This is a genomic window from Methanoregula sp. (genome assembly GCF_002835825.1).
Classification (GTDB): domain Archaea; phylum Halobacteriota; class Methanomicrobia; order Methanomicrobiales; family Methanospirillaceae; genus Methanoregula.
In genome coordinates, this window is sequence record NZ_PIZH01000485.1 from 1 (window position 1) to 1,540 (window position 1,540).

The 1,540-nt window shown below is 58.8% G+C and carries 1 protein-coding gene; it reads left to right on the forward strand.

Going from position 1 to position 1,540, the window contains the following annotated elements; genetic code table 11:
• Positions 1 to 1,323 (forward strand): MFS transporter (locus tag CW742_RS12535; protein ID WP_292420864.1); only part of this gene is annotated, 1,323 nt, incomplete at its 5' end.
• Positions 1,324 to 1,540: the final 217 nt, after the last annotated feature.

Sequence of the window (1,540 nt, forward strand, 5' to 3'; positions counted from 1 at the left end):
ATCGTGAACGTTGCGCTCCCGACCATGGCTGCGTACTTCGACACGGATACCGGGACCATTGCCTGGGTGATCATCACCTACCTGCTGATGATGGCGGGGCTCATGCTCGTCTTCGGGAAATTCGCCGATCGGGGACTGGCTAAAAAGATCTTTCTCATCGGGTTTGGAGTCTTTACAGCAGCATCCCTTGCCTGCGGGCTTGCGCCGACGCTTGAGATCCTGCTTGCCGCCCGGCTCGTCCAGGGTGCCGGCGCCGCGATGATCGCAGCGGTTGCCCCGCTGCTCTGCGTCCGGCACCTCCCGGCAGGTATGCTTGCCATGGCTCTCGGTGTCCTTGCGGCCACGAGCTCGATCGGGTTTGCCGTAGGCCCGGCCATCGGAGGGATTCTCACCCAGTATTTCTCGTGGCACTGGATCTTCTTAATCAACATCCCGATCGGCATCGCCGGTATCCTCTTTGCGGCCCGGGTGATCCCGACAGACGATCCGGACGAGCACCCGGCACCCTTCGATTATTCGGGTGCGGTACTCCTCTTCATGGCAATGGCTCTCTGCACCGTCGTGCTGGAGGAAGGCCCGGAGCGGGGCATTGCCGATCCCCTCATTGCTGGCTGCATCGGACTTGGCATCTTCTCTGCCGTGCTCTTCGTGTTCCGGGAACTATCCGTGAGCCATCCGCTGATGAATATCCGGATCTTCTCCTCCCGGTCGTTCTCGGCAGTCCTGCTCGCCTTCATGCTCATGAACGTGGTCTTCATGGGGATCATCTATCTCCTTCCTTTCTACCTGACGGCAATGATGCAGTTCGACCCTGCCATGACCGGGATCTGCCTCCTCATCCCGCCTGCGGTCATCGCCCTCCTCTCTATACCGTTCGGGAGATGGTCGGACCGGACCGGGCGCCGGGCGTTTGCAGTGGCGGCGAGCGGGGTGATTGTCGCCTACAGCATCTTCTTTATGTTCCTCGTCCCGGAAGCCGGGATAATCCCCCTCCTCCTCGGCCTTGTAATGATCGGGATTTCCGTCGGCATCTTTGCCGGTCCTGCAGCAAGCCGGGTCATAGAAAGTGCCCCGGAGGGAGAGGAAGGGACCGGCTCCTCGCTGATGGTAACGACCATCTACTTCGGCGCAGTCCTCGGTACAGCTGTTTACGCGGCGATCTTTACGCTCGTGACAGCAGGTGCCGGAGGGGTTGTTGCGTTCGCGGATCTTGATGAAGCAGCGTTCCTCTCGGGATTCCGGCTCACGGTCGCGGCGGGGATTGCTCTTGGGGCCCTTGCGCTGGTGTTGTCAGCGGTTGTGCCGGACCGGAAAAGGGCTTGAGCGTAAGACCGGTTCTTCTTTTTTCTTGTGCGTGATTTCGGCCGGACCGTGCTGAAAAAATTTTAAACGCGATCATAAGGTGTCAGTTTGTGAGGCGATTGTAGGTTAATTAACCTACAAAACTATTGTACAACCGACAATTATTCTGCGGCTCCGGCGTAAGCAGCCGGGTTGGTCAAACGAACGTTGCCTGAAAAATTTCAGGCAGGGTCTGAAG